Below are 22983 nucleotides of genomic sequence, written 5' to 3' on the forward strand. Positions count from 1 at the left end.
CCTACCCTTGTTCTCGACCTTTTTAAACTCAAAGGAGGACGAGCGTTACATCAGCTTCTTAATCTCATCCTTCAGAATTTCGGACTGGGTGCCGAAGATGACCTGCACAGCTCCGCCACCGAGCCTCATGATGCCGGAAGCGCCAAGCTGTTTGAGCGCCTGGTCGTTGACGGCTTTGTCGTCCCTAACAACAAGTCGGAGGCGAGTGATGCAGGCGTCGATGCTCTCGATATTATCTGTTCCCCCGATCTCGGCGAGCACTTTGCCAGCCTTGGTGTCGGCAGATGCCGCTGCCACGGCGGAAGCATCAGTGGGGACATCGGCATCATCAGCGTCATCCTCGCGCCCCGGCGTTTTCAGGTTGAACTTCACAATCATGAACCGGAACAGGAAATAATAGACGACCGCAAATGCGAGTCCGACCGGGATCATGAGCAGCGGATTGGTCGACAGCTTCATGTTCACGAGGTAATCGATCAGACCTGCCGAGAAGGCGAAGCCCAGCTTAACATTCAGCAGGTACATGATCAGGGCCGCTGCACCGGTAAGAATAGCGTGCACCACATACAGCAGAGGCGCCGCAAACATGAAGGAGAACTCGAGCGGCTCGGTAATACCCGTTAAGAACGAAGCCACCGCTGCGCCGATAAAGATCGAAGCGACCATTTTGCGCTTTTCAGGCCGGGCTGTATGAATCAAGGCAAGCGCCGCCGCCGGAAGAGCGAACATCATAATCGGGAAGAATCCAGACATGAACATGCCTGCCGTAGGGTCTCCGTTGAAGAAGCGGGTCAGGTCGCCGTGCACGACTTCCCCGGCTGCATTGGTATAATCTCCGATCTGGAACCAGGCGATGGAGTTGAGGACATGATGCAGACCGAGCGGGATGAGCAGGCGGTTGGCGATCATGAACACCATGGAGCCAACGCCGCCAAAGCCTACAATCCAGGCGCCGAAAGCGCCGATGGCATCCTGAATCGGGCTCCAGATCATGCCGAACAGGATGGCCAACACCAGCATGGAGCCGGCGGTGACCATCGGCACAAAGCGTTTGCCGGAGAAGAAGCCGAGCCAGTCAGGAAGCTTGATATTGTGGTATTTTTTATACATATAGGCTGCAAGTAGTCCGGCAAATATCCCGCCCAATACGCCCATATCCAGTTTGACATCGTCAGGAATATAGCCGAATACACCTGGAACGGCTCCCAGAATCCGCGTCAGCACCATATAAGCGATCAGGGCGGAAAGCGCGGCGACCGCATCCCCCGCCAGTCCGATTGCCACCCCGATGGCGAAGATGAGCGCAAGGTTGCCGAAGATCGCCCCCGCCCCCTCATTCAGGAATGGAACTACATACTGATTGAGAAATCCCCCTATCACGGGTCCGAGCGGAATGTCCTTTTCATAATTAAGAAGACCCAAGCCTTGAAGAATACCTGCCGCAGGCAGGGTTGCTACAGGAAGCATCAGGGATCTTCCCAGCTTTTGCAGTACTTTCAGCATATTGTTCTTCCTTTCTTTTCCAGATTTATGTTATTTGGGCAAGCTGACTTTCATGATAGTTCCCAAGCCTGCTTCTACATTGCCATACTCCGGGTGTGACTCCCACGGCTGTTCTGCCGCATTCGCAACGATGACAGGGGTGATGACCGGATAACCGGCCGAAGCGATCGCATTCAGGTCAAATTCGATCAGGGTCTGACCGACAGCGACCTGATCCCCGGTCTGCACTTGGGGTGTGAAGCCCTGTCCTTTCAGGCTGACAGTATTCATACCGATATGCAGCAGCAGCTGCAGCCCGGAAGCATGCTCAATCATTACGGCATGATGCGATTTGATCAGGTGCACCACAGTGCCGTCGATAGGGGCGACCAGCCTGCCCTCCTGGGGAATCACTGCAACTCCCGGTCCCATAAGTCCTTGCGCGAACGCTTCGTCAGGCACTTCTTCCAAACTGACGCAGGTTCCGGTGAGTGGGGAGGCGACGGATATCGTCTCAGATGTTTTGGCAGATTTGTTGTTTTTCCATTTCCAGATCATTGTGTGTTGTCCTTTCTGTTGTTGGTTTTGGCATGGGTTTGAAAAAGTCGGTATAAATGCATGGCGAGAAAAGCCGTTTCTTCCTCGGGTACCTCTGTACCCAAATCCTCGGCCATTACAGCGCTCATTTTTCTGGCCAGCTGGTATTCGGACGGATACTCATTTTGCACATATGGTGCGAAGGTGGGGGCCGTCATCGGCTGCTGATACAGGCGTTCCATGGAGAAGCGCAGGTGTATCATGAGTCTTGCCTGGCTAAGGCTGCCCTGCTCAAAGCGAACGCCACCCTCCTCTTCAATAATGGACTGAAGCTTGCTGATCACATTTGATACCTTAACCAGCTGTCCGACAGGAACGTGGTTTACGGAGGAGTACACATGGTATGTCAGGAACCCGGCCTCATCCTCCGGGACCTCTACGCCAAAGGCCTCTCCGATCATGGCCGCTGCTTCCGAGGCGATTTCGAATTCTTTCGGAAAACTGAGCTTTGTCTCCATAAGGAAAGGATTCAGAATCTCCATCCCGTTGCGGATCCGATATAAGGTGAACTGAATATGACTCGGAAGAGCAAGGTAGATCTTGTCATTCAGCTTGCCGGGAAACTGCTCAGTGATGAGACGGATAATCCGGTCAGAGATGTCGATGACATTCGGGTCCAAGTCCTTCATCAGCTCCTGCGCCTGCCCCCATTCCTCCCGGTCCTCCAGCCGGAACCTTTTCTCAATCCGAGGATCATCGGCCTGAACGGTGCTTTCCCCCTTGAACGCAAATCCCAACCCTTTGCCGATCAGCACGTACTCCTTGGTATTCTGGTGCGACCGGGCCAGAACAATATTGCTGCCGACGACCCGCTCCACCTGCAGCATCATTCCTTTACTCACGGTTCACCGCCTCCTCGTTTCTAAAGTTAACGCTTTCATTCAGGAACGACAAAAAGAGCCAAGAAGCGAGTATGGTCTCGTCGCTTCTTGGCTCATGCCCTCTGGGGTGGTAACACGCCAATTCATTTTATGTTTTTATATAATACGTTCTTCCTACATCATATAGGAGCTGATATGACTCCGTCAACCATAATTTTGTCATCCGTCTGTTCGTCGTTTAATATAGGGAATGTGTAAATGAAAAGGTACCCTATAGGAGGCGAGACATGGCTTTTTACGGACAGCAGATTATACCGGCTGCCAAGAACATGAAGCAGTTTGAAGCGATATTGGATAGTGATTACAAGTTCGGAGTATTTCTGGATACGCATGTGGCGCAGCTCCGCAACCTGTATCAGATGGCCCGCGGCAGGGAGAAGAATATGCTTCTGCATGCCGATCTGGTGCAGGGTTTGAAGAACGACGAATATGCGGCACAGTATCTTTGCCAGGAAATAAAGCCGTTTGGCATCATTTCCACCCGCGCCGGCGTCATTACAACAGCCAAGAAGAAGGGGATTTTGGCCATTCAGCGCCTGTTCATGCTGGATACGATTGCGCTGGAGAAGAGCTACTCGCTGGTCAAGAAAACACAGCCGGATTTTATTGAGGTGTTACCCGGCGTCATGTCGCAAATGATTCCCGAGGTCAGTGAGCGGACAGGCATTCCCATTCTTGCCGGAGGGCTGATCCGTACTGTCGAGGAAGTGGAATTGGCGCTCGCTGCCGGGGCTACGGCGGTCACCACCTCGAATAAGAGTCTGTTCGATCAGTACAGTCTGTGAAAAAAATCATGTTGACACCGCTTACATGTTACGATATGCTCAACTCAAGTTAATACACCGTGACGGAGACGAGGAGAGCCACACAGACATCCCATGCTGCAGCATGGGGGCGTTTTGTGACGGCTCTTCTCTTTTTTGTGCGGTTGGAAGTGGTTACACGAAGTTTGCTAGGGAAATTAAGGGGGGGATAGGATTATGACACCATTTTTAGCCGAATTGGTAGGCACAATGATTCTGATTACACTGGGTGCAGGAGTTTGCGCCGGGGTGACGTTGAATAAATCACTCGCGAAGGGCTCAGGCTGGATCGTTATCAGCATGGGCTGGGGACTGGCGGTAGCGTTTGCGGTTTATGCGGTTGGCGGAATCAGCGGGGCGCATCTGAATCCGGCGGTGACGCTGGCGTTGGCATTCCAGGGATCGTTCCCATGGGCAGACGTACCTGCGTATATTATCGCTCAACTGATCGGGGCAATGGCCGGTGCAGCGATTGTCTATCTGCATTACCTGCCGCACTGGAAGGCCACCGAGGACCCGGGCGCGAAGCTGGGCGTATTTGCCACCGGGCCGGCGATTGATCATCCGTTTTCGAATGTGCTTAGCGAGATGATTGGGACGTTTATTTTTGTGCTCGCTCTCCAGGCTATGGGGGCTAACACTTTCACAGAAGGGCTTAATCCACTGCTCGTCGGTTTCCTGGTCGTCAGCATCGGTTTGTCCCTGGGCGGTACGACAGGTTATGCGATCAACCCCGCACGGGATTTGGGACCACGTCTTGCACACTTCCTGCTGCCGATCGCGGGCAAAGGAAGCTCCAATTGGAAATATGCATGGATCCCGATTGTGGGTCCGCTGCTGGGCGGTTCGTTCGGAGGTCTTTTTTACAGTGCTGTATTTAAAGGAGCCTTGATTCCGGCGTTCTGGGTGGTGCTGGTTCTGATCGCTGTTGTGCTCGTTATTGCTCTGCAGGCCGGGCGCAAGAATGGAGCAAAAACCGCAGGCAAGCTGGTAGCTTGATGATTGTTCAATTAACTATATAGGAGGATGTAATTTATGGAAAAATATATTTTGTCACTGGATCAAGGAACGACCAGCTCACGAGCTATTTTATTCAACCACAAGGGTGAAATCGTATATACGGCACAGCATGAATTCCCGCAATACTTCCCCCATCCCGGCTGGGTGGAGCAGAACGCCAATGAAATCTGGAGCTCGATTCTCGCAGTCATCGCCTCCTGTTTGTCCGAGTCGGGCGTCAAAGCCGCGCAAATTGCCGGCATCGGCATTACCAACCAGCGCGAAACGGTCGTGGTATGGGATAAAACAACCGGCCTTCCTGTATACAACGTGATTGTATGGCAGTCCCGCCAGACCGCCGAAATTTGCGAAGAGCTGAAAGCACAGGGATTGAACGACGTATTCCGCCGCAAAACAGGGCTGTTGATCGATCCGTATTTCTCCGGCACCAAGGTGAAATGGATTCTGGATCATGTGGAAGGCGCGCGTGAGAAGGCTGAACGCGGCGAGCTGCTGTTCGGCACGATTGATACCTGGCTGATCTGGAAGCTTTCTGGCGGCAAGGCGCACGTAACGGATTATTCCAATGCGGCCAGAACGCTGATGTACAACATTCATGAATTGAAATGGGATGAAGAGCTGCTGGAAATTCTGGGTGTGCCGCAAAGCATGCTGCCGCAGGCTCGCCCTTCTTCCGAGGTGTACGCTCATACCGTCGATTACCATTTCTTCGGCCAGAACGTGCCGATCGCCGGAGCAGCAGGCGACCAGCAGGCGGCTCTGTTCGGGCAGGCCTGTTATGACAAAGGCATGGCCAAGAACACTTATGGCACGGGCTGCTTCATGCTGATGAACACAGGGGATCAGCCGGTCGAATCCGAGCATGGGCTGATTACGACGATCGCTTGGGGATTGGAAGAGGGTAAGGTGCAGTATGCGCTGGAAGGCAGTATTTTTGTGGCAGGCTCGGCCATTCAGTGGCTGCGCGACGGACTGCGCATGTTCAAAGAGGCGAAGGATAGCGAAGCTTATGCTGCCCGTGTAGAGTCTACCGATGGGGTATATATGGTTCCAGCCTTCGTAGGGCTCGGAAGCCCGTATTGGGACAGTGATGTGCGCGGAGCAATGTTTGGACTGACACGCGGCACGACTAAGGAGCATTTCATCCGCGCCACGCTGGAGGCCCTGGCTTATCAGACCAGGGATGTGCTGACAGCCATGGAGAGCGACTCGGGTATCAAAATGAAGGCATTGAAGGTGGACGGCGGCGCGGTTCTGAACAACTTCCTGATGCAGTTCCAGAGCGATATTCTCAGTTCTACCGTGGAGCGTCCCGCAATTCACGAAACGACAGCTCTGGGTGCCGCTTTTCTGGCCGGTCTGGCTGTTGGCTTCTGGAAGGACCTTGATGAGCTGCGCGCGCACATGAAGGTGGAGCGGTCCTTTGAGCCGGCTATGGATGATGATACCCGGGAGCGGCTTTATGAAGGTTGGAAAAAGGCGGTTCATGCTGCTATGGCCTTCAAATAATAACCAGCTGAAAAGCGGCGGATTTATACTTTATTTTTCCGTAGCAGTATGTTACGATGAACCCAAGTTAATATCCTTGTCAGGAGATTCGGAGAGACCACGATACACCCGGCACCGCCGTGGGTGCAGTTTCGTGGTCTCTTTTTTGTCGTGCTATAGGATTATTTTGGGATAGGTGTATTTAAATAGAAATTGGAGGGGAATATATGACAACAGTTAAATTTGCGGGAAAAGAACGGGCCGAGCTGCTGCGGCGGATGGCTGGAGAGCATTTCGATGTGCTGGTGATCGGCGGCGGCATTACAGGAGCAGGGATTGCGCTCGACGCGGCTACACGCGGCATGAAGGTGGCCCTGGCGGAAATGCAGGATTTTGCGGCAGGAACCTCCAGCCGCTCCACGAAGCTTGTTCACGGTGGTCTGCGTTATCTGAAGCAGTTTGAAGTCGGGATGGTGGCCGAGGTTGGCAAGGAGCGGGCGATTGTATACGAGAACGGGCCGCATGTTACGACGCCGGAACGTATGTTGCTGCCGATGCATAAAGGGGGAACGTTCGGCAAGTTCACGACCTCCATCGGGCTGCAGGTATACGACCGGCTGGCGGGTGTCAAGCGCAGTGAGCGGCGGCGGATGCATGATGCACAGGAGACGCTCGCCAAAGAGCCGCTGCTGAAGCGTGAAGGCTTGAAGGGCGGCGGCACCTACGTGGAATACCGAACAGATGATGCCCGGATGACGATCGAGGTCATGAAAAAGGCGGTCGCCTCCGGCGCTCTAGCAGCTAACTATGCCAGGGTCTCCAAGCTGCTCTACGAAAATGGTCGTGTGATTGGAGCCCATGTGAAGGATCGTGCATCGGGCGAGGGCTATGATGTGCGGGCTACGCTGGTTATTAATGCGGCGGGGCCGTGGGTCGACACGATGCGTGAAATGGACGGGTCCAAGAAAGGCAAGATTCTGCAGCTGACCAAAGGTGTGCATCTGGTCTTCGATCAGCAGCGTTTCCCGCTGCACCAGGCGATCTATTTCGATACGCCGGATGGGCGGATGGTGTTTGCGATCCCGCGGGATGGCAAAACCTACGTCGGAACGACGGATACGGTATATAAGGCGGATACGGCCCATCCGCGAATGACTACGGCGGACCGCACCTATATTATCAATGCGATCAACTATATGTTCCCGGACGTGAAAATCACCGCTGAGGATGTGGAATCCAGTTGGGCGGGGGTACGGCCACTGATTTATGAGGAAGGCAAGGATCCCTCGGAAATTTCGCGCAGAGATGAAATTTGGGAGTCGGCATCCGGGATGGTCACTATTGCGGGCGGCAAGCTGACAGGCTACCGTAAAATGGCGGAGATGGTCGTGGATCGGGCAGCAGAGCTGCTGAAGAACCGGGCAGGTGCCTCCTATGGCGGCGCAGTTACCAGAGACTTGACCATGTCCGGCGGAGATGTGGGCGGTTCCAAGGGTTTTGAGGGCTTCGTGCGCTCAACTGCCGATAAGGGCGCTTCTCACGGAGTGCCACGCCAACTGGCGGAAGCCTGGGTCAAACGCTACGGCTCCAACGCCGAGCGGCTGTTCGCCATTGCCGCCCGGCCGAAGCAGGGCCAGGCCGAGGGTGCGCTTCCGGATGAGGTGCGAGTACCGCTGCTGTACGCCATGGAGGAGGAGATGGCGGTCACGCCGGCTGATTTCTTCATCCGCCGCACCGGCGCTCTCTTCTTCAATATTGCCTGGGTGAAGCAGTGGAAAACACAGGTGATTGGGCTCATGGCCGAACGGGCAGGCTGGAGTGCAGAGCAGCAGGAGTGGTACACGGAGGAGTTGGAGACGGAGCTGCATTATGCCGTGGTGCCTGAAGACGAGAAGAGTACTGTGTCGGTTGGATAGGCGGAGGAAGTCCCAGAAGCTCCATTGAACTGGGGCTTCTCTTTTTTTATGTGGTGAAACGCTCCGGGAACGAAGCATTCCTCCAATTGCTATTGATCCTCCGGGCCAAAGGCGAACGCTCCGCTTTTCCGGAATTGCTTCGTGCATATTCATAAATGAAGAAAATAGAAGGATTCGCTAATTAACAGGATCTTCTGTGATTCCGTAAAAAAGGTCGAGAACAGGAGCAAATTTACCTCTGTTCTCGACCTTTTGTTCGTGAATAGTCCATTACGCTGTTAGTGCAGGAGCAGTCGCACGAGGAACGACGCGATTGCCAGTGTGAACACTGCGGCCAGCACCATAGAGATGCTGGAGATCGTTCCGGTTAGCCGACTCAGCTCGAACGTCTTCGAGGTGCCGGTGCCTTGAGCAGCGTACTGAACAGAAACGCCGCGCGAGACCTCGTTGTCAAAGCGGAACAGGCGCATCGTAAGTGGCCCGATAATCAACCCGCTCAGTCAGGTCAGAATGACAAAGACAGCGGTAACGGTTGGATCGCCGCCGATGGTCTGCGACACGTTCATTGCAATCAGTGATTTTTTTGCAAAAGAAACAGGACACCATGCACCTCTTGTCTAATGGTTAAAGTACCCACAATAACCTGAAGAGGGGGTGTCCTTAACAACAATTGACGTAAACATGACTTATCCACAGGTTGGAGTTATCCTATTCCAAATTCATGTTAAAAAGATATGGGAGGAGAAGAATATGGTTCCACAGCGAGTGAGTCTGGTCACCATCGGTGCAATACATTTGCCTGAACTGCGTTCGTTCTATCAGAAGCTTGGCTGGAGTGAGACAGCAATCAGTTCAGATCAGTACAGTGTCTTTGAAACGACAGGTGTATTGTTATCGTTATATCCTATTCGGGAGCTTGAGAAAGATACGGGTATGACATTCAATGCATCTGGTGGATTGAAGGGAACTTTACTGGCAATCAATGTGGATAAAGCGGAAGATGTGGATGATACCATTGGGAAAATTCGTGAAGCCGGAGGGAATGTAATCAGAGAACCATATGACGCTGCCTGGGGCGGAAGAATTGCTTATTTTCTGGACCCGGAGAATAACTGTTGGGAAGTCACCTGGAATCCAACCGCCGTATTCGATGAAAAAGGAGCCATGATCATATTTTAAGGTGAAATGAGTGTTACCGCATGTTGAATCGTGTTCGCAAAGATTTGCGTTATTATCTTCAAGAACATCAGGATCGGAACAACCTCATCTTGCATTATTTCGCATTTTTGTCGGCGTTTGTAGCCTGGATTTTCTTGTTCATTAATATCAAAATCATGCTGGTTCTGGCTCTTCTCCATTACGCCCTGTCATGGATTGGGCACTTCTATTACGAAGGCAACAAACCAGCGGCTTTCCGATATCCGCATATCGGTTTTTATGCCGGGTTCACCTGGTTTTTTATCAAGACCATTGAGATCATCACCCGCAAAGAGATTATCCATCCGTGGATCAATCAAGAGGACTGAAACCAGCAGGAGTCCAACGTTATAAGAATAGGAGCGTGTCTATGTATCTTCGAAGTGTGGAGTTACTGTCTGATAAAGTGGAAAATCCGGATCAATATCCGTTTCATATACCGTCCATACAGTCATTGGAGCGATTGGAATTTAATAATAACATTTCTTTTTTTGTTGGTGAAAATGGATCGGGCAAGTCCACGCTGTTGGAAGGCATCGCTCATCAATGTGGATTTAATACAGCCGGGGGCGGGAAAAATAATGCATTTGAGATTGATGCTGCTGAATCATCATTAGGTGACTATTTGCGTCTAGCCTGGTTGCCAAAAATCACGAATGGTTTCTTCATGCGCTCGGAGTCCTTTTATCAATTTGCATCGCATGTAGATGAATTGGGGCCCGAGTCGCTCAGGTATTATGGCGGGCGTTCGTTGCATGAACAATCCCATGGGGAGTCTTTTCTCAATCTGTTTGTGAACCGATTCAATTCCAAAGGCATCTATCTGCTCGATGAGCCCGAAGCCGCCTTATCGCCAGCCCGTCAACTCTCCTTGTTGCGCATTCTTCATGATCTATCAGGCAATTCCCAATTTATTATCGCGACGCATTCGCCGATTCTACTGGGATATCCGGGAGCATGCATTCTGAGCTTCGACGATGGGATTCAGGAAGTGGAATATGAGGATACAGAACATTATCAGATCACCCGCAGTTTCCTGGAAAACCGCGACCGGATGCTGAACGAGTTGTTCAAGGACTAATTGTTATTTTGAAAGGAGACAGGGAGTGAACATGAGTACCAAATTGGTGTTGTTGGACCAACTGGCTGCATGTCATCATGACAAGAGCTGGTTTATGCCGCTGGAAGAAATGTTATGTGATATAACCGCAGCGCAGGCCTTATGGGTAAATGATGAGGGGCAATCAATCTGGGGGTTGGTGAATCATCTGACTTTCTGGAATGAAACCTGGTTGGAGCGTTTTATCGAGGGTGAAGTGGGTTTGGATAATAACATAAATAATGATGAGACGTTTATTGTAAACCCATCCCAGGTAAGTGAAGAAGATTGGCAGAAAAGTATTGAACACCTTGGAGCAACATTTAGTCGCTGGATTCAGGCTGTAGAGGATAGTGATGATGCAAAATTAGGGATGACCATCCCATCTTACTTCAATGCCCCATGGTGGAATGTCATATCCAATGTGTGTATTCATAATGCATATCATATTGGACAGATCATGATGCTGAGAAAGAAAGTAAGAGGAGAGATGATATGAAAATAGGTTTTCTGATCGTGGATATGCAAGAGAGTATTGTACGAGATAAGTTAGATCAAAAAGCAATAGACCGCGCTTGTGAATATATCAATCATGTCGCAGATATGCTTCGTTCGAGCGACCATGTGGTAGTTCATGTACAAGACGTGGAAGGGATGGAGGATTCAAATTCTGAAGCGTATCGTATTATTTCCGAGGTTGATGTGAATGAGAAGGATCTGACAGTTACCAAGGAAAGTTCCAATGCATTCTGGCAGACAGACTTGGAGCAGATTTTGAAGAGTCACGGTGTTGAGCTGTTAATCATATCGGGATTTGCCGCCGAGGAATGTGTTCTGTTCACCTACAATGGCGCGATGGAGCGAGGATTTAGACCTGTCATGTTGCAAAATGGGATTCTCAGCACGCATCCCGAAGCGGTGATTTCAACCTATAGAGACCGGAATGTGATTTCCTATCCTGTAGTTAATTATTTAATCAAGTAATTGAGAGTGCCATGGACGCGACGATGTCGTGTCCGTTTTTGGTTATACATAACCTTTTATGATGGAAAGGATTCTTCATCGTTTAAATTAAACTTTACCTATATTTACTGGAGTTGAAGCGATACATTTAAGTGGTAAGCAGGGGCGTGATATACAACTAAAGATGGGGAATTGTGGTTTATTAATAAAGTGAGGTGTAATGACATGAATGTACAGATCACCAGAATCGATAACAGTCAGAAAGAATTATTTTTAAACTTGTATAACCTTTATCTGTATGATCTTTCCGAATTCTCGAGTGAAGATTTGCTAGAAGAGGGGAAGTACGATCCGACGAATACCTATCTCTATCTGGAACGATCGGAATTACATCCGTTTTTTATCCATTATGAAGGAAAGGTAATCGGATTTGTGTTGGTTTGCTCTCCTCCATATGTAGATGAGGATGTCGACTTTACAATTCAAGAGCTATTTTTGGTCAAAAAGTTTCGCGGACAAGGATTAGCGGCTCAGGCGGTTGATCTGGTGTTTGCACAATTTCAGGGCAGATTCAGAGTGGAGCAACTGGCTAATAACCAATCGGCTGTTTCATTCTGGAAAAAATACTATGAACAACATCACATTGAATATGTAGAGTCTGAGTATAGCATTGAAATTGAAAACATCGCTGGCAGCCATCGGATTCTGTCTCAAACCTTTGTACGTGCAAGAACGGACTAGATTATGTGAATTGTGATAGGAAGGATGATTATTTGTTTGTTATAGTAGCTTCAAAAGGCAGGCTTAAGTGGATTTCAGGAATTTTTCAAGCAGAAGAGGTAGCGCTACATTACATGGAACAAATCCCCGAAGAGCTGAAAGAACACCAAAATTTAATTCACGTAGAGGATATGAAATTTCCTTTTTATATTATTGAGAGTCAAGGGGATTTTCTGTTTCTAACTAAAGATGAAGTGATTGTACTTTTCAATAATACAGACGTGTCAGAAGACGAAGATGAGGTGCACTTCAATATCTATACGGTTGATTCCGATTACAGACCGAAGAAGCCAGGCACAGACTATATGGGCATACTTCATCATGATCATGTGACCAATGAATTTATTGAGAGATACAAAGAAGAAGGAACAGAGATTTTAGTCAAAAAAAGGATCTTTTAGATTTCCGCATTTACCAATACATGGGTTATGATGAATGAAAATGAGCCCAATAGAGTACTGGGGGACTAAAAGATGCCTATGCATAATTTTATTATTGAAAATAAGTCAGAAATAAATGAATCTATCTACACCTCCTACTCATGGGATACTCATGGACATATACATAAAAGCGGACTAATGGTAGAGGAACATGTTGGCTTGGAGGATGAGTTCCTTTCATATATCCAGGATTCTCTTAACTGGCTGAATACGTGGAACCCATCTACCTGTAAAAAATGTAGTGGACTGAACAACTATGGAATAACGGTTATTGAAGAAAAAGATACTTTGTTGAAGTTTCATCAACTAATTCGCGCATGGATTGATGTATTCAACCTTGCTCCTGATCAGATCAAGCTTACAGGGGATTATTGTTTTGATGGAAATGAACAGAGGGGCTATTATGAGAAACTCATGTATAACAGAGTTGAATTGATAAACGAATTAAATAAGCTAGCCAATATGGCAAAAGATGCTGAGGTGAATGGGAAGTGCATTGTGCATTTTGGCATTTGATCTTCTAAAGTGAAATTTCTTATGGAACATTGCTGCTGACTATAGGAGAAGCGAGCCATTAGAGAGGAGCTTGATTAATGACAAGTCGCATTGTCGTTACTGGCGGAGCTGTTATTCGTGATCATACAGGGAGAATTCTACTGCAACAAAGATCAGATTATGGCGATTGGGGATTACCTGGTGGTGGTATGGAGCCCGGGGAGAGTATTGAAGAAACCATGATTAGAGAAGTAAAGGAAGAAACGGGACTTGTTGTGAGTTCATATGAACTGGCCTCCGTCTACACAGGTGAGAAAATGAAATATACATATCCGGATGGTAACGAGGTTGTATTTGTGATGTTTCTGTTTAACGTCACCGCGGAGTTGGATGGGAAACTTGATAAGGATCAAACAACTCTTTTATTTGAAGATGAACAGAATGAATCGCTAGAGCTTGTTTTTAAAAGTCTGGATGAAATTGATATTTCCACAATCAACAAGGTACAGAAGCCTGTATTTATAGATTTGATGCAAGGAGAGTCTGAGCTGCTACGAGTGTAATATGCATAAACAACTTAGCTAAATATCAAGTGGGGATTGATTATAATAAAAAATCTGGAGTTACTTAGCCCCTTTATTCTTGCATTTTCTGTTCAAGATTTGGAGTGGGTTGCTGGTGTTAATTTGTATATCAAACAAGATAAATATTATGAAAATATCATGATAGCAGACATTACATTTCTGATGAAATTCTCAAATGCAACTTATGAATTGCTTTTTAGATTCAATAACATTGAAAGTTTCCATTATCAGCCGAATGGTGTTCTAGTGAAGATTAGTGGTTTTAATATTAGAGATTTGAAAGACCACGGGTATCATCCGATGAAATATCTTGTTGAGGACTATGAAGACGGGGTATTGGGATTCTATTGTGAGGATATTGAATTGATGAGTGTGCAAGAGAGTGTGCACTTGGCTTTGTAAGTAATAAAACCATATTAGATTTTATTAAGAAAAGAGAAAGGAGTCCTTACATGCCTTGGCCCATGGTTCATTTTGCAATAACATCTGAATTATTATCTAATCCAACCCCTGAATTTATAGTGGGAAGTCTTGCACCTGACTCCATTCATGTGAGAACGAATGAAAGAGCCGAAAAGGCAAAAACGCATCTCATGCCAGAGGCAGGACAGTTCGCAACAGACGAAGAGCTCAGGGCATTTTTCAATTCCAACAAAGAACGCGCGCATAGTGATCCTAAGTTCATGCAATATTTGTGCGGGTACATCGCTCATGTATATACGGACCGGGTGTGGACTTTCGAGATTTATCCTGCATATGAAGTTCATCCGAATGGACGAAGTATTTATACGCAGGATGTTACGAAGCTAGAATTTATGATTTTGAGAAAAGGGACTGAGGGCCATGATTTATTGAATAAGCTGGAAGCAGGTAAAGCTTTTGACTTAGGCGGGTTGCTGGAGCAAGAGGTATATCAGTATAGAAAAGAAAAAGTAGAATTTTTGAATAACCTTGAAAATGAGCCCTTAGGTGATTTGAGCATATTATCTATGGAAGCTATAGAAGAGTTTATTCATACGACAGCCCGGAGACTGAAACAATTGTTTACAACGTGGGAGGTGTTTGAACATTTAGGTGGTATTGCTTAAGTAAGGGAGTGATATTTTGAAGGTATACAAGAAACAAGTTCGTAAAATAGTGATAAAGGACATTTTGTTCCTGTATGTTGTGGATGAGCAGGCACAAGATCTTATAATCCGTATATTTTCGAATACGTATAAATCTACATTTGTGGAGTTTGTTGTCCCTTGGGAAGATACGTGGGATATATTTGTCTATGAGCCCAAGCTGATTTCGAATCTCATTCAACACGCATTAAAACAAGGATGGGACTGCCACCAGAAAAATAATCGAATGAAATTCGACAACGCGACAAGTATCATAAGAGTATTAATGGCAGAGAGGGGGGGTTATACCATCTGATTTATTAGAAGGAGCTAACAAGGAAAGCAGAGGTGTTCAAAATGGAAAAACAATTTATCCTCGCCCCATATCATGAGAAGTACGATCAAGACTTGGCTAATTTTTCACTGAGTGATGAACAGGTTCAATTTACTGCAATGCCTGCGCAAGTGATTGAGGAGGCACTCCAAAATCCGAACAAATATCCGGTGGTGATTTTGAATGATGAGACTCCAGTTGGTTTCTTCATATTACATAAGCATTCTGAATACGTAGAGGAAAGGGATTATTCCCGAAAGATACTGGTACGCGCGCTATCCATTACGATGAAACATCAGGGGAACGGGTATGCATTGGCTGCGATGAGGGCTCTGCCTGAATTGGTTAAGCAGCTTGATCCGAAGCTCAATGAAATTATTTTAGCTGTGAATGAGGGGAATATTGCGGCACAAAAGCTGTATCTGAAAGTAGGTTTTCTGGATATGGGCGAACGGAAGATGGGCATTCATGGTCTTCAACTGATTTTGCAATATAGAATGGAGTAGGGCGAAACCGGGAATACGGTAATGCCAATATCATCAAGCACAATACACTCCGAACGGGCACTAATTATATATTTGATAAAAAGGAGGAGTCACATGGCGAACATACACAAGGGAAGATATTCAGCTGATATTGATGGAGAATTTGTTGTTTTTATTATTGGAATGAGAGTTAATCGCCTATGGGCCATACATAAGTGGTTGCCTGTTTTTAAATCCATGGGCCCGATGATCAAAGAACTGTACATGAACCCAGATACCGGGTTTCTGGGGACTGAATATTTTATGAGCTGGCGTGGAGTAACCCTGCTGCAATATTGGAGATCTTATGATGAATTGGAGAAATACGCACGAGGGGGCCTGCACCTGGAGGCATGGAAACGATTTAACCAATCCGTTGGATCGGATGGAAGCGTGGGGATTTATCATGAAACCTACAAAGCTCAACCCGGTTCACATGAGACCATATATGCGAATATGCCCAGATTCGGATTGGCTAAAGTATCTAATCATATTTCAGCGACAGGCAGGAAGGAAACGTCCAGACGTAGAATGGGTGGAGAGAATGATCCTGCAGTACAGTCACCGGAGAATCCTTAGCATATGACTCAAGTGAAGTTCGAATTTACAATCATCGCAAGTAGAGAGGAGCATGTTATTGAAAGTTAAAATCAAACCAGAAGATTTGGGTTCTGAGCAGCTTAGCTGGCTGTGCGTCCAACCGATGTTGATCTCCGTTCGTGGTAAAGATGTTGCAGCAAAAGTAGAGGTATACCGACAATTACATGAAGGACAACAAGCGATATTTTTATTCTATTCCTATCATAACCACACCAAGAGCTTGGCGGAGTTTTATTGGTTTTCGGCGTACAACATTATCGACATGAAGAGTTGGAATGGAATTAAGAATGGGATGCGCTACTTTAATCAACATGAAATGGTAACTTTGCTGGATGACATTGAGCGTCTGATTACAGATCAAAATAAAGTTGGAGACAAGTGGCGTGAGGTCCTGCCCACGAATTTGGAGAAAGACCCGATCCTGCTGCAAAGAACGGAAGAACTATACGTTAAATATCGAGCCGCGGCTCAGGAAGCTATTTTACACATAAATGAAATAATTCGGCAAAATCAGGAGATGTATCTGGAGAACAGTTCGGTAACCTGATTCCAGATGACAGTTTGAAAGAGAGACATGTAGGGCTACTCTTGAATGAGTAGTCCTTTTTATCGTGTCTGTACGTTGAAAAGTCAGTACCGATGTAACAAACCTGCAATTTCATGTAACAAAACGCAATACTGTGGGTTTGTTGTGGCTTTACTTGTAATATGAGTTGTGAGAGGAGGGCAACGAATGAAAGTCGTTTTTGAAGAGGAACTGTTAATGGAAAAAAGCATGGCCAAGGTCATAACCCATCCTGATGAGAGGTCCCATTGGGATAGTATTCAAGAAGCGATTTGCCAGTCTGAAACAAAACTTATTGTCATCAATGCTAAGAACAATCGCAATGTGCAGATCGAGTTGAGTTCGGTGGTTGCGATTGAATCAGAGGATCGATTGTGCTGTGTGCGTGTCATTACAGGCGAAAGGTACTTGCTCAACAAACGCCTGAAGTTTGTGGAAGAGGATCTGAGGTCATCTCAGTTGGTGAAAATCAATAATCAAACCATCATTAACACAGGGCATATCAGTGAATTCTCGTCAACAGACCATGCCAGGATCAAGGTTGATCTGAACGACGGATCCAGTTACTTTGTCAGTCGATTTTACATTAAAAATTTTAGGGGGAAATTATCATGATTAGTCAGTTGAAGCAATCATTTTTTCAAGTGTTTACGGTAACTTCGTTGTGGGTGACCTTGTTGCTCACACTATTCTCTAGTGGTCAGTCTTTTGAAATGAGTTACCTGTGGAATATTGCCGGGATTTCAGCTATTGCCGCTATACTGTTTGGCGTATTGTACAATGCACTGTGGAACTACTTTACGATGAAACCCGTGTGGAATATCATCATTTCTTCCACATTTAATATTGCAGGAGGCATGGCGATCGTATGGTTGTTTTCTACAGACATGTTCCTATTGATTGCTCCCTGGTTCCCTGGAATGTGGGTCTTATCCATCGTACTGCACATTATTGGTTTTTATTTCTATGCTAAAATGGATAGCAGGAAAAAAGCGGAAGAATTAAACAATATTCTGAAGTAAGCAAGGGGAACGAAGATGGACGAAGAAGAGATTTTGGAGTTGTACGGTTTAGATCCAGATACCAGACACAGGCAGCATATCAGGGAGTTGTTACAGCAAGAGATCGAGACTCATGAAGCAATGGATAATGAGTATCTCAAAACCTTATGTATTATGTTATTCTGCATCGGAAATGTAGAGGACACTGGGTTAATCTGGAAGGCAAAACGCAAGAATCAGGATACGGGCAGTTATATTGATGTGCAGCTTCTGTGTGGTGCCGGTTATGAGAAGACAGTGACTTATCTGGAGCAGAATCACGAGGAATCAGCGGGAGAGCAGCTGAACTATCTTAGACAGTGTGAGCAATATGACTTTGTTGATTTTTCCAAAGAGGAATGGGTCTCTAACTATAAACAATATTATGAACTGCTTTGTTCATATCCAACACGTTAGAAATGAGATGATCAATGATGACAAATACGGCTTCTATTGAGGAACAGTTGCAGATGTGCCAAAAATATAATGCAAACTATGTGCCCAGCGAATTGCACCATAAGATTGGAATCTCCTGGAACGTCAAAGAGAAGTTGGAACCGATCCATGGAATGCGTATTCAGCCCGAGGGAGATACAACCGGATGGTATATTTGGGCAGAAGAATATTCGGATGCAGATGATTTTTTTGTACCTTTACATGTAACACACATCGATGACTGGGACCTGAAAATCAAGAAGTACCTCGGACTTGCGCCGGGATGGCGGTTTGTGATTGCAGAAAATTATGAGGATGTATGGTTTGACGAGCAGTTGCTTAACAGGTCATAAGCAGAGCAAACAATGAGTTAAAATGGAACTTTGAGAGGAGTCATACAATGGCAAGTACGCATGATAACAAAGCAGCTAATTATAGAGCAAATGGGATTAGTAAATTAACCATGGCTATTAGTGTTGTAGTTATCATTATTGTGATTCTGGCTTTTACCAATCCAAGCAGAACAGATTTTTATAAATGGCTCGAAAACGAGCATGGTATACATGCCTCCTACGATGTCATTGCGGGAACAACATATACTCAGATCATGAACGGTCAGGAAAGGAGTCTTATTTTCAGAAGCGGACATATACAGCATGTGGGGATTTATACAACGTATGATGAGCTTTTTACGGATGCCGAAGGCAATGAAATTAGAATCAAAACCATAGGCATATTGAAAATGTTCTTTAAAAGATAGTTGGTTGCTGTGTTCAGATGTTGGAAAGCATTTATCGACTTACCACGCTTTTGTATGATGCAAGCATGCAGAGCAGCGTGGTTTTTGTGTTGAACAGAAGAAGTAAGGAGGAGGAGGATTACACTATTTGGTTCATTCGCAAATTCCACATTATGGGTTATGATGTACCTACAGAGAAAATTTAACATACATAGGAACTTTTTTGGATTAGCGTATTCCAGTGGGAGGGATAGATTGAAAGCTATTTTTCTTGATTTCTATGGGACAGTTGTTCATGAAGATGATGATATTCTTCCCGTTGCTGAGTCGCTTAATCAGGAACAGTTGGCTCATTGGCGTAACCCGGGCATATTTGCTGATTCAATTCCCTTTCTTCATTCTCTTGAAATCCCTATATATCTTCTTTCCAATATCGATACGGATGACGTGAAAGCTGCAATGAAGACACATAATATTGAAGTGGCCGGAGTAATTACCAGCGAGGATGTTCGTTCTTATAAGCCCAGGTCAGAGATGTTTGATGAAGCGATCAACAGGTATGGTTTGCAGCGAGATAAGGTGATCCATATCGGGGATTCTCTGGTCAGCGATGTACAAGGAGCGCAAAATGCGGGAATTAAGGCTGTCTGGTTGAATCGGAAAAGTAAATCTAAATGGAAACAGATTATACCGGATTATGAGTGCAAAGATCTTGGCGAAGTTGTGCATATGTTGGAGGGTTGGGCATGAAAAAGTTAACCGTGTTGTCTTTATTATTTCTGTTCTTAATCGCCTGTCAGGATAAAACAACCAATGAAGCTGTGCAGAAACCAACGATTCCAGTGACGGAAAGCGTTACTGATGAAGCAATCGAGCAGAAGGACGAAGAAGCAGAAGAACCCAAAAAAGACAAAGGCATTCCTCCTGTTTACCTTGATGAAACGAAGTATACAGGTGATGAACTGGAAATCGTCCAACTTATGAATTCCCGTATGCGTTATATGTGGGAAGAGGATGAGAAGGGCTATATGAGCCTTTTTGATCCACAATCGCCAGTCTCCGGTATGCCAGTTTCAAGCTTTTCAGGTTTTAAAGTTCGCAAGATCATCTCTATGAGTGAGATCACCATTCGAGAGCAAAAGAAGCTTTATGAGGCACTAGTGATGGTTACTGAATTAAGAGAGAACGAGGAGGAGGCCAGCTCTAGCATGGTGTTTCGGAAAAAGAAAGCGGATGGCGATGCTGCGAAATGGATTTTTGCAGACATCGATTAACAACAACTGAATGAAATGAAGTTAAGGGTGATGAAATCATGACAAAACAATTGATTCTTATTGAGGGATTGCCGGGTGCAGGAAAGTCGACGATTGCCAAGATGGTATCCGAGATTCTGATTGAGCAAGGCAAAAAGGTGCAACTCATCCAGGAAGGGAATCTGGATCATCCTGCTGATTATGATGGTGTTGCCTTTTATTCTGCGGAAGAGTTCAGGTCTTTGGTCGATGCTCACGAAACATGTAAAGATATATTGGAGGGCAAAGCAACAGCCTATCAGGAGGGTTTCCTGATTCCTTATCGCAAAATGAAAGAGGAGTTTGGAGTGAATTTCTCTGATCATGTGGTACAGGAGATATTTAGCAAAGATATTTACGAACTGCCTTTTGAACAAAATGTAAAGCTGATCACCGAAAAATGGCGAACTTTTACCGAAAGCGTGATAAGCACGGCTGATGATTCCATCACCATATTCGAATGTTGTTTTATTCAAAATCCACTGACCATAGGTTTGGTGAAAACCAATCAATCCAAAGAAGAAAACGTGCAATATGTTTTGGAATTGGAGCGCATCGTTCAACCATTAAATCCGCTACTAATCTACATTCATCAGGAGGATCTTGCACATACCTTTGACAAGGCAATCCAGGAAAGACCCAAGGAATGGTCAGATGGATTCATACAATATTACACGAATCAAGGATTGGGACACGCGAAAGGGTATCACGGTGTTGATGGCACAGTGAAGGTCCTTCAGGCAAGAAAAGAGTTGGAAACCGAGATTTATCATTTGCTGAAGATGGACAAACACTGGCTGGATAATTCGAAATATAATCGCGCTGCTTGTCAGGAGGAGCTAGAGGAGATTTTGGCAAGAGATACTAAAGAACGGAGAAAACTAGAAACATGATTCAAATTCACTTAACCGAAGAAGATTATTGGCAAATGAACAAATTCGCGATGATTAAACTGTATGGGAAAGGTATGCTGATTGCTGTGTGTCTTAAGAAGTTGGCACGTGAGAGCAAAGGGATACTGGGTGACCAAAAGCTTGTAATTACGGAGCAGGAAATTCGCTGGAGTAATGATATGACTGCAGGTACCACACAGTGGAAAGGTCTGGAGAGTTTCAGTGAAACGAAGCAATATTTTTATATATTCATTAATAAGGCGAGTGCGCATGTCATTCCCAAAAGATCTTTTGAAACTGAAGATGAAGCTGCTCATTTTGCAAAACAGGTCAAAGCGTATATGAAAGCTGCCTAAAGTTAATCTTGAGCAGATTAAAGTAAAAGTACGAGATTTCTTAGCACGGTAATACAGTACATAACGGAGGTTTATTTTCATGTTATTTCTCGAGGCAACACTAATCGTCATTACCGCTATATTGTTCATCGTAGGTGTAAGGAGCAAACGTAAAACATTGGTCAGATGGGGTATAGGGAGTTTAACTTTGTTGATTGTACTTTTTATTCCATCGTTTGTTAACGGATTTGTGGAGGGGTTATCCTCTGGCTGGTCGGCAAAGTAAACCTGGATGCATTCAAAAGGTATGGAGATTTATCCGGTGTTTTTGAAGAAGGATTTGTGCAATCTGAATGATACAGAAGGCATTAAGCATTACGTTCAGAAATAGGAGGAGCCTGTGAATATCACATTTATTCGTCATGGTCATGCTGAACATTTGCTTCATTATCCTCATCAGCTAGACCATTTGCATCCGGGACTTACTGAACAAGGAAAGAGGCAGGCGACTGAATTACGAAAGCAGATTAAAATCTTATCGGAAGACGTAGTTTTGGTGAGTCCTACGAAACGAACGATAGAAACGGCACTCATCTTAACATCAGGCGATAAACTGACAGTCTGTCCACTTGTTGGCCCAAGAATGTTCCCTCAAAACCCGGAGTCCCCCGTTCTGCGCTGTGACCAGATTTATTCTAAAGACGAATTAAATGCTCAGTACACGGGGCTACAAATTCTTGATTTTGAACTTGATTGCTGGCTGGATGGAATTAATCGGATGGAAGAACATCAATTTGCGGTTTATGCGGGACAGCTAGTTCAATGGTGTAGAGAGCACGGCGAGAGAACTTTTATCATTTCACATGATGGTACGATAACGAGTTACAGAGCTTTCTTTGGAGAGAAGGGGCTAACCCGAAATGAGTTTCTCGGTGAGGCGGGTCATTACACGATTAAAGATCTGTAAGCAAAAATAGAAGGTAGGGATTCCGTGAAATCATTCCATTTTCCATCTTAATAGCCAGTGCAATCTTGGGTATATCGTTTATCGTTGGCTGCCTGTTGCTATCTAATCAGGGGAGAGCTAATGAATCGGCTCAGGCAATGGAGCAGGAAGTGCCGAACAACAACAAACCATTAATGACAATCCCAGAAACGGCGGAGTATCTGAGTATGACTGAAGAACAGGTGATGGGCATTATTAAGGCTGAACAAGGAAGTTTCTCGACATCGGGTTTCTTTGAAGGAAAAATGTTTCCTTTCATCAAGGTTCAAGATCAATTTTTGGTTAGTAAAATTGAGTTGGAATTGTGGGCTCAGGACGCATCTTCAAGTCATAGAAGATATATTAATGGACAGATGCAATAGTCCTCTG

At 45.9% G+C, this 22983-nt stretch carries 33 protein-coding genes and 1 pseudogene; 30 read left to right on the plus strand and 4 right to left on the minus strand.

Annotated elements, in window-relative coordinates; all coding sequences use genetic code 11:
• Positions 1 to 45: 45 nt before the first annotated feature.
• From P364_RS0100300 to P364_RS0100310, 3 genes are read right to left on the minus strand one after another with little or no spacing between them, the layout of a single operon-like run.
• Positions 46 to 1503: a PTS transporter subunit EIIC gene (locus P364_RS0100300; RefSeq protein WP_024628179.1), complete on the minus strand. Its 1458-nt coding sequence runs from the start codon at positions 1501 to 1503 to the stop codon at positions 46 to 48.
• Positions 1504 to 1533: 30 nt separating this feature from the next.
• Entirely contained in the window at positions 1534 to 2040 is a 507-nt protein-coding gene (locus P364_RS0100305; protein WP_024628180.1) for a PTS sugar transporter subunit IIA, read from the minus strand.
• Positions 2037 to 2921 carry a PRD domain-containing protein gene (locus P364_RS0100310; RefSeq protein WP_024628181.1) on the minus strand — a complete coding sequence of 295 codons (885 nt, stop codon included), beginning with the start codon at positions 2919 to 2921 and terminating at the stop codon, positions 2037 to 2039. Before P364_RS0100310 ends, P364_RS0100305 begins: the two co-directional genes overlap by 4 nt.
• A gap of 266 nt (positions 2922 to 3187) precedes the next feature.
• On the opposite strand from P364_RS0100310, the gene P364_RS0100315 reads away from it, so the two are divergent.
• The 4 genes from P364_RS0100315 (at position 3188) to P364_RS0100330 (ending at position 8187) form a co-directional block, all read left to right on the plus strand.
• Entirely contained in the window at positions 3188 to 3745 is a 558-nt protein-coding gene (locus P364_RS0100315) for a glycerol-3-phosphate responsive antiterminator (RefSeq protein WP_024628182.1), read from the plus strand.
• A 195-nt stretch (positions 3746 to 3940) separates the two neighbouring features.
• Positions 3941 to 4762, plus strand: a complete 822-nt coding sequence (locus P364_RS0100320; RefSeq protein ID WP_024628183.1) for an MIP/aquaporin family protein — start codon at positions 3941 to 3943, stop codon at positions 4760 to 4762.
• Between the two features lie 36 nt (positions 4763 to 4798).
• On the plus strand, positions 4799 to 6292 hold the full coding sequence (gene glpK, locus P364_RS0100325) for a glycerol kinase GlpK (RefSeq protein WP_024628184.1): 1494 nt from the start codon (positions 4799 to 4801) through the stop codon (positions 6290 to 6292).
• 257 nt (positions 6293 to 6549) lie between these two features.
• Positions 6550 to 8187, plus strand: coding sequence for a glycerol-3-phosphate dehydrogenase/oxidase (locus P364_RS0100330; RefSeq protein ID WP_236642162.1), 1638 nt, complete (start codon positions 6550 to 6552; stop codon positions 8185 to 8187).
• 278 nt (positions 8188 to 8465) lie between these two features.
• On the opposite strand, the pseudogene P364_RS36700 reads toward P364_RS0100330, so the two are convergent.
• A pseudogene (locus P364_RS36700) lies at positions 8466 to 8765 on the minus strand (LrgB family protein); the annotation flags it as partial.
• Positions 8766 to 8937: 172 nt separating this feature from the next.
• On the opposite strand from P364_RS36700, the gene P364_RS0100335 reads away from it, so the two are divergent.
• The 26 genes from P364_RS0100335 to P364_RS35975 all read left to right on the plus strand — a co-directional run bounded on the left by P364_RS0100335 (position 8938) and on the right by P364_RS35975 (position 22976).
• On the plus strand, positions 8938 to 9366 hold the full coding sequence (locus tag P364_RS0100335; protein WP_024628186.1) for a VOC family protein: 429 nt from the start codon (positions 8938 to 8940) through the stop codon (positions 9364 to 9366).
• A gap of 20 nt (positions 9367 to 9386) precedes the next feature.
• Positions 9387 to 9713 carry a DUF962 domain-containing protein gene (locus P364_RS0100340; RefSeq protein ID WP_024628187.1) on the plus strand — a complete coding sequence of 109 codons (327 nt, stop codon included), beginning with the start codon at positions 9387 to 9389 and terminating at the stop codon, positions 9711 to 9713.
• 41 nt (positions 9714 to 9754) lie between these two features.
• Entirely contained in the window at positions 9755 to 10465 is a 711-nt protein-coding gene (locus tag P364_RS0100345; protein ID WP_024628188.1) for an AAA family ATPase, read from the plus strand.
• Between the two features lie 31 nt (positions 10466 to 10496).
• Positions 10497 to 10982, plus strand: a complete 486-nt coding sequence (locus tag P364_RS0100350) for a DinB family protein (RefSeq protein WP_024628189.1) — start codon at positions 10497 to 10499, stop codon at positions 10980 to 10982.
• The gene (locus P364_RS0100355; RefSeq protein ID WP_024628190.1) at positions 10979 to 11467 is read left to right on the plus strand and encodes a cysteine hydrolase family protein; all 489 of its coding nucleotides are present in this window, start codon (positions 10979 to 10981) and stop codon (positions 11465 to 11467) included. The genes P364_RS0100350 and P364_RS0100355 overlap by 4 nt, the downstream gene beginning before the upstream one ends.
• A 204-nt stretch (positions 11468 to 11671) precedes the next feature.
• On the plus strand, positions 11672 to 12187 hold the full coding sequence (locus P364_RS0100360; RefSeq protein ID WP_024628191.1) for a GNAT family N-acetyltransferase: 516 nt from the start codon (positions 11672 to 11674) through the stop codon (positions 12185 to 12187).
• 32 nt (positions 12188 to 12219) lie between these two features.
• A complete protein-coding gene (locus P364_RS0100365; RefSeq protein WP_024628192.1) occupies positions 12220 to 12627 on the plus strand; it encodes a hypothetical protein in 408 nt (135 codons plus the stop codon).
• Positions 12628 to 12699: 72 nt separating this feature from the next.
• Positions 12700 to 13182, plus strand: a complete 483-nt coding sequence (locus P364_RS0100370) for a hypothetical protein (protein ID WP_024628193.1) — start codon at positions 12700 to 12702, stop codon at positions 13180 to 13182.
• A gap of 77 nt (positions 13183 to 13259) precedes the next feature.
• Positions 13260 to 13724 (plus strand): NUDIX domain-containing protein, encoded by a 465-nt coding sequence (locus P364_RS0100375; protein ID WP_024628194.1) that lies wholly within the window; start codon positions 13260 to 13262, stop codon positions 13722 to 13724.
• 36 nt (positions 13725 to 13760) lie between these two features.
• Complete coding sequence (locus tag P364_RS0100380) at positions 13761 to 14147, plus strand: hypothetical protein (protein ID WP_024628195.1); 387 nt, start codon at positions 13761 to 13763, stop codon at positions 14145 to 14147.
• Between the two features lie 62 nt (positions 14148 to 14209).
• A complete protein-coding gene (locus tag P364_RS0100385) occupies positions 14210 to 14833 on the plus strand; it encodes a hypothetical protein (RefSeq protein WP_152532654.1) in 624 nt (207 codons plus the stop codon).
• Positions 14834 to 15208: 375 nt separating this feature from the next.
• Positions 15209 to 15691 carry a GNAT family N-acetyltransferase gene (locus tag P364_RS0100395; RefSeq protein WP_024628198.1) on the plus strand — a complete coding sequence of 161 codons (483 nt, stop codon included), beginning with the start codon at positions 15209 to 15211 and terminating at the stop codon, positions 15689 to 15691.
• Positions 15692 to 15784: 93 nt separating this feature from the next.
• The gene (locus tag P364_RS0100400; RefSeq protein WP_024628199.1) at positions 15785 to 16288 is read left to right on the plus strand and encodes a DUF4188 domain-containing protein; all 504 of its coding nucleotides are present in this window, start codon (positions 15785 to 15787) and stop codon (positions 16286 to 16288) included.
• Positions 16289 to 16346: 58 nt separating this feature from the next.
• Positions 16347 to 16856, plus strand: a complete 510-nt coding sequence (locus P364_RS0100405; RefSeq protein ID WP_024628200.1) for a hypothetical protein — start codon at positions 16347 to 16349, stop codon at positions 16854 to 16856.
• Positions 16857 to 17042: 186 nt separating this feature from the next.
• A complete protein-coding gene (locus tag P364_RS0100410) occupies positions 17043 to 17489 on the plus strand; it encodes a LytTR family DNA-binding domain-containing protein (protein ID WP_024628201.1) in 447 nt (148 codons plus the stop codon).
• Complete coding sequence (locus P364_RS0100415) at positions 17486 to 17896, plus strand: hypothetical protein (RefSeq protein WP_024628202.1); 411 nt, start codon at positions 17486 to 17488, stop codon at positions 17894 to 17896. Before P364_RS0100410 ends, P364_RS0100415 begins: the two co-directional genes overlap by 4 nt.
• A 15-nt stretch (positions 17897 to 17911) precedes the next feature.
• Complete coding sequence (locus tag P364_RS0100420; protein ID WP_024628203.1) at positions 17912 to 18331, plus strand: hypothetical protein; 420 nt, start codon at positions 17912 to 17914, stop codon at positions 18329 to 18331.
• A 14-nt stretch (positions 18332 to 18345) separates the two neighbouring features.
• Entirely contained in the window at positions 18346 to 18702 is a 357-nt protein-coding gene (locus tag P364_RS0100425) for an immunity protein Imm33 domain-containing protein (RefSeq protein WP_236642159.1), read from the plus strand.
• Between the two features lie 47 nt (positions 18703 to 18749).
• Positions 18750 to 19109, plus strand: coding sequence for a hypothetical protein (locus P364_RS0100430; RefSeq protein WP_024628205.1), 360 nt, complete (start codon positions 18750 to 18752; stop codon positions 19107 to 19109).
• A 234-nt stretch (positions 19110 to 19343) separates the two neighbouring features.
• Positions 19344 to 19838 carry an HAD family hydrolase gene (locus P364_RS0100440; RefSeq protein ID WP_024628206.1) on the plus strand — a complete coding sequence of 165 codons (495 nt, stop codon included), beginning with the start codon at positions 19344 to 19346 and terminating at the stop codon, positions 19836 to 19838.
• Positions 19835 to 20362, plus strand: a complete 528-nt coding sequence (locus P364_RS0100445) for a hypothetical protein (protein WP_024628207.1) — start codon at positions 19835 to 19837, stop codon at positions 20360 to 20362. The genes P364_RS0100440 and P364_RS0100445 overlap by 4 nt, the downstream gene beginning before the upstream one ends.
• 38 nt (positions 20363 to 20400) lie before the next feature.
• On the plus strand, positions 20401 to 21273 hold the full coding sequence (locus P364_RS0100450; RefSeq protein WP_024628208.1) for an adenylyl-sulfate kinase: 873 nt from the start codon (positions 20401 to 20403) through the stop codon (positions 21271 to 21273).
• Positions 21270 to 21629, plus strand: coding sequence for a YcxB family protein (locus P364_RS0100455; protein ID WP_024628209.1), 360 nt, complete (start codon positions 21270 to 21272; stop codon positions 21627 to 21629). Before P364_RS0100450 ends, P364_RS0100455 begins: the two co-directional genes overlap by 4 nt.
• Positions 21630 to 21708: 79 nt before the next feature.
• On the plus strand, positions 21709 to 21894 hold the full coding sequence (locus P364_RS0100460) for a hypothetical protein (RefSeq protein WP_024628210.1): 186 nt from the start codon (positions 21709 to 21711) through the stop codon (positions 21892 to 21894).
• Positions 21895 to 22008: 114 nt separating this feature from the next.
• On the plus strand, positions 22009 to 22575 hold the full coding sequence (locus tag P364_RS0100470; RefSeq protein WP_024628211.1) for a histidine phosphatase family protein: 567 nt from the start codon (positions 22009 to 22011) through the stop codon (positions 22573 to 22575).
• Between the two features lie 206 nt (positions 22576 to 22781).
• Positions 22782 to 22976: a hypothetical protein gene (locus P364_RS35975; RefSeq protein ID WP_161634237.1), complete on the plus strand. Its 195-nt coding sequence runs from the start codon at positions 22782 to 22784 to the stop codon at positions 22974 to 22976.
• The last annotated feature ends 7 nt before the right edge of the window (positions 22977 to 22983 follow it).

Source organism: Paenibacillus sp. MAEPY2 (genome assembly GCF_000499205.1).
GTDB lineage: Bacteria > Bacillota > Bacilli > Paenibacillales > Paenibacillaceae > Paenibacillus > Paenibacillus vandeheii.